Origin of the sequence: Nocardioides silvaticus (assembly GCF_003160695.1) — a bacterium.
Classification (GTDB): Bacteria; Actinomycetota; Actinomycetes; order Propionibacteriales; family Nocardioidaceae; genus Nocardioides; species Nocardioides silvaticus.
Window position 1 is genome coordinate 1 of the sequence record NZ_QGDD01000017.1, and the last position, 5,221, is coordinate 5,221.

At 56.2% G+C, this 5,221-nt stretch carries 2 rRNA genes; both read right to left on the reverse strand.

Going from position 1 to position 5,221, the window contains the following annotated elements:
• Positions 1 to 77: 77 nt before the first annotated feature.
• Positions 78 to 3,243, reverse strand: a 23S ribosomal RNA gene (locus DJ010_RS21640).
• 372 nt (positions 3,244 to 3,615) lie between these two features.
• Positions 3,616 to 5,141, reverse strand: a 16S ribosomal RNA gene (locus DJ010_RS21645).
• The 16S and 23S rRNA genes sit together here, the layout of an rRNA operon.
• Between the last annotated feature and the right edge of the window lie 80 nt (positions 5,142 to 5,221).

Consider the following 5,221-nt stretch of genomic DNA (forward strand, 5'->3'; position numbering starts at 1 on the left):
TGTTGTGTTGCGCGTTGAACGCCCTTCACAGGTGGACAAACGCCGGTTTGGTGTTTGTTGGTTGTGTTGGGGGTTTGTGTGGCAAGTGTTCGGCCTATTAGTACCGGTCGGCTGGGCATTGCTGCTGTACACCTCCGGCCTATCAACCCAATAGTCTGTTGGGGGCCTTACACCCTCAAAGGGGTGGGGAAACCTCATCTTGAAACGTGCTTCCCGCTTAGATGCGTTCAGCGGTTATCACTTCCGAACGTAGCTAACCAGCCCTGCACCTGGCGGTACAACTGGCACACCAGAGGTTCGTCCATCCCGGTCCTCTCGTACTAGGGACAGCCTTTCTCAAGTTTCCTACGCGCGCGGCGGATAGGGACCGAACTGTCTCACGACGTTCTAAACCCAGCTCGCGTGCCGCTTTAATGGGCGAACAGCCCAACCCTTGGGACCTACTCCAGCCCCAGGATGCGACGAGCCGACATCGAGGTGCCAAACCATCCCGTCGATATGGACTCTTGGGGAAGATCAGCCTGTTATCCCCGGGGTACCTTTTATCCGTTGAGCGACACCCCTTCCACATGGTGGTGCCGGATCACTAGTTCCGACTTTCGTCCCTGCTCGACATGTCTGTCTCACAGTCAAGCTCCCTTGTGCACTTACACTCGCCACCTGATTGCCAACCAGGCTGAGGGAACCTTTGAGCGCCTCCGTTACATTTTGGGAGGCAACCGCCCCAGTTAAACTACCCATCAGGCACTGTCCCTGAACCAGATCATGGCCCTAGGTTAGACATCTAGTACGACCAGAGTGGTATTTCAACGATGACTCCACAACCACTGGCGTGGCTGCTTCACAGTCTCCCACCTATCCTACACAAGCCGAACCAAACACCAATGCCAAACTATAGTAAAGGTCCCGGGGTCTTTCCGTCCTGCCGCGCGTAACGAGCATCTTTACTCGTAGTGCAATTTCGCCGAGTCCATGGTTGAGACAGCGCCCAAGTCGTTACTCCATTCGTGCAGGTCGGAACTTACCCGACAAGGAATTTCGCTACCTTAGGATGGTTATAGTTACCACCGCCGTTTACTGGGGCTTAAATTCTCAGCTTCGACACCATACAAGTAGAGGGTGTCTAACCGGTCCTCTTAACCTTCCAGCACCGGGCAGGAGTCAGTCCGTATACATCGTCTTACGACTTCGCACGGACCTGTGTTTTTAGTAAACAGTCGCTTGGGCCTGGTCTCTGCGACCCTTCACGCTTCCCCAGCAAGTGGGTACACGATCCGGGTCCCCCTTCTCCCGAAGTTACGGGGGCATTTTGCCGAGTTCCTTAACCATGGTTGTCTCGATCGCCTTGGTATTCTCTACCTGATCACCTGAGTCGGTTTGGGGTACGGGCGGCTCATGGCTCGCTAGAGGTTTTTCTCGACAGCATAGGATCACCCACTTCCCCCATCAGGGGTCGGCATCACATCTCAGACTCGCCTCGCGGCTGCGACCCGGATTTGCCTAGGCCACGTCCTACATGCTTACCCACGCTCGACCATCGGCGTGGTTGGGCTACCTTCCTGTGTCACCCCATCGCTTGACTACTACCGGATCGGATCCCACGCTCCACACCCCCCTCTCACCCCGAAGGGATCGATAAGAGGTGCTTTGGGTGGTTAGCATCACCGGGCTCGTCATGGGCGCCATTTCGCCGGTACGGGAATATCAACCCGTTGTCCATCGACTACGCCTGTCGGCCTCGCCTTAGGTCCCGACTTACCCAGGGCAGATTAGCTTGACCCTGGAACCCTTGATCATTCGGCGCACGGGTTTCTCACCCGTGATTCGCTACTCATGCCTGCATTCTCACTCGTGTCACATCCACCACTGGGTCACCCCGCAGCTTCACCCGTGACACGACGCTCCCCTACCCACCCGCACCCCTGAACCAAGCACCACGAAGGCGCCGGCTTGGGTTGATGTACGGATGCCATGGCTTCGGCGGACGGCTTGAGCCCCGCTACATTGTCGGCGCGGAATCACTTGACCAGTGAGCTATTACGCACTCTTTCAAGGATGGCTGCTTCCAAGCCAACCTCCTGGTTGTCACTGCGACTCCACATCCTTTTCCACTTAGCCGCCCCTTGGGGGCCTTAGCCGATGGTCTGGGCTGTTTCCCTCTCGACTACGAACCTTATCGCCCGCAGTCTCACTGCCACGCTCTCACTTACCGGCATTCGGAGTTTGGCTAACGTCAGTAACCTGGTCGGGCCCATCGGCTATCCAGTGCTCTACCTCCGGTAGCAAGAAACACGCAACGCTGCACCTAAATGCATTTCGGGGAGAACCAGCTATCACGGAGTTTGATTGGCCTTTCACCCCTATCCACAGGTCATCCCCTCCATTTTCAACTGAAGTGGGTTCGGTCCTCCACGCCGTCTTACCGGCGCTTCAACCTGCCCATGGATAGATCACTCCGCTTCGGGTCTAGAGCATGCGACTACTCCACAAGGGATACGCCCTGTTCGGACTCGCTTTCGCTACGGCTACCCCACACGGGTTAACCTCGCCACACACCGCTAACTCGCAGGCTCATTCTTCAAAAGGCACGCCATCACCGCCACACAAGGTGACAGGCTTTGACGGATTGTAGGCGCACGGTTTCAGGTACTATTTCACTCCCCGCCAGGGGTACTTTTCACCTTTCCCTCACGGTACTGGTCCGCTATCGGTCATCGAGAAGTATTTAGGCTTAACGGGTGGTCCCGCCAGATTCACACACCATTCCAGGAGTGGCATGTTACTTGGGAAACCGACCAACAGAGTCACACCCTTACGTCTACGGGGCTATCACCCGCTCCGGCACCGCTTTCCAACGGACTTCGACCTCAGATATGATTTCTAACTCTGCGCCCACACGGCAGCATGGACAAGACCGGTCCCACGACCCCCCATATGCAACCCCTGCCGAGTATCACACATATGAGGTTTAGCCTGATCCGATTTCGCTCGCCACTACTCTCGGAATCACTATTGTTTTCTCTTCCTGCCGGTACTGAGATGTTTCACTTCCCGACGTTCCCTCCACACACCCTATTTCATTCAGGTGCAGGTAACTGGACACAACTCCAGCTGGGTTTCCCCATTCGGACATCCCCGGATCAACGCTCGGTTGCCAACTCCCCAGGGCATATCGCAGGCTCCCACGTCCTTCATCGGCTCTCGATGCCAAGGCATCCACCATGCGCCCTTACCAACTTGCCACACAAACCACCAACACACACAACAAACATGCATGAAGACGGTCCGTGTCCTGTGCACAATCACGCACAGAAAATTGATCTAGACACAAACAATCAACGATATACAACACTACAAACAAAAACACACACCAAAAAACTCGTGTGCGTTCTGCTCGCGTCCACTATCCAAGAATCAAACAACAAGAAACCAACCAGTTGCTGAGACGACCCATCCAGGTCGCCGGCGCCTGATGCCTCAGACACCCAACAGCGTGCCATACCACTTACTCGCCCACCCAGAACCGAAGCTCACAGGGCCGTCGCTGTGTTCCACTAGTGAACACCCCCAACCGCACCAACACATTCGGTCGATGTCACGGGGTGTGCTCCTTAGAAAGGAGGTGATCCAGCCGCACCTTCCGGTACGGCTACCTTGTTACGACTTCGTCCCAATCGCCAGCCCCACCTTCGACGGCTCCCCCCACAAGGGTTAGGCCACCGGCTTCGGGTGTTGCCGACTTTCGTGACGTGACGGGCGGTGTGTACAAGGCCCGGGAACGTATTCACCGCAGCGTTGCTGATCTGCGATTACTAGCGACTCCGACTTCATGGGGTCGAGTTGCAGACCCCAATCCGAACTGAGACCGGCTTTTTGGGATTCGCTCCCCCTCACGGGATCGCAGCCCTTTGTACCGGCCATTGTAGCATGCGTGAAGCCCTGGACATAAGGGGCATGATGACTTGACGTCATCCCCACCTTCCTCCGAGTTGACCCCGGCAGTCTCCCATGAGTCCCCACCACCCAAAGGGCGTGCTGGCAACATGGAACGAGGGTTGCGCTCGTTGCGGGACTTAACCCAACATCTCACGACACGAGCTGACGACAGCCATGCACCACCTGTACACCAGTATCAAAGAGACCCCTATCTCTAGAGGCTTCCGGTGTATGTCAAACCCAGGTAAGGTTCTTCGCGTTGCATCGAATTAATCCGCATGCTCCGCCGCTTGTGCGGGCCCCCGTCAATTCCTTTGAGTTTTAGCCTTGCGGCCGTACTCCCCAGGCGGGGCGCTTAATGCGTTAGCTACGGCACGGAACCCATGGAATAGGTCCCACACCTAGCGCCCAACGTTTACGGTGTGGACTACCAGGGTATCTAATCCTGTTCGCTCCCCACACTTTCGCTCCTCAGCGTCAGGTAATGCCCAGAGAACCGCCTTCGCCACCGGTGTTCCTCCTGATATCTGCGCATTTCACCGCTACACCAGGAATTCCATTCTCCCCTGCATACCTCAAGTCTGCCCGTATCGAAAGCAAGCACCCAGTTAAGCTGGATGTTTTCACTCCCGACGCGACAAACCGCCTACGAGCCCTTTACGCCCAATAATTCCGGACAACGCTCGCACCCTACGTATTACCGCGGCTGCTGGCACGTAGTTGGCCGGTGCTTCTTCTACCCCTACCGTCACTTCCGCTTCGTCAGGGCTGAAAGAGGTTTACAACCCGAAGGCCGTCATCCCTCACGCGGCGTTGCTGGATCAGGCTTCCGCCCATTGTCCAATATTCCCCACTGCTGCCTCCCGTAGGAGTCTGGGCCGTGTCTCAGTCCCAGTGTGACCGGTCACCCTCTCAGGCCGGCTACCCGTCAAAGCCTTGGTAGGCCATTACCCCACCAACAAGCTGATAGGCCGCGAGCACATCCTCAGCCGAAAAAACTTTCCACCACGATCCGATGCCAGACGCGGTCATATCCGGTATTAGACACCCTTTCGAGTGCTTATCCCAGAGCCAAGGGCAGATTACTCACGTGTTACTCACCCGTTCGCCGCTCGTGTACCCCCGAAGGAGCCTTACCGCTCGACTTGCATGTGTTAAGCACGCCGCCAGCGTTCGTCCTGAGCCAGGATCAAACTCTCCATAAAAAGCTGAACCCAGCAAGAACCAAACAAACTAGCATTCGCCAGAATCATTTGACTTGCCAAAAACCACGAACACCCACACC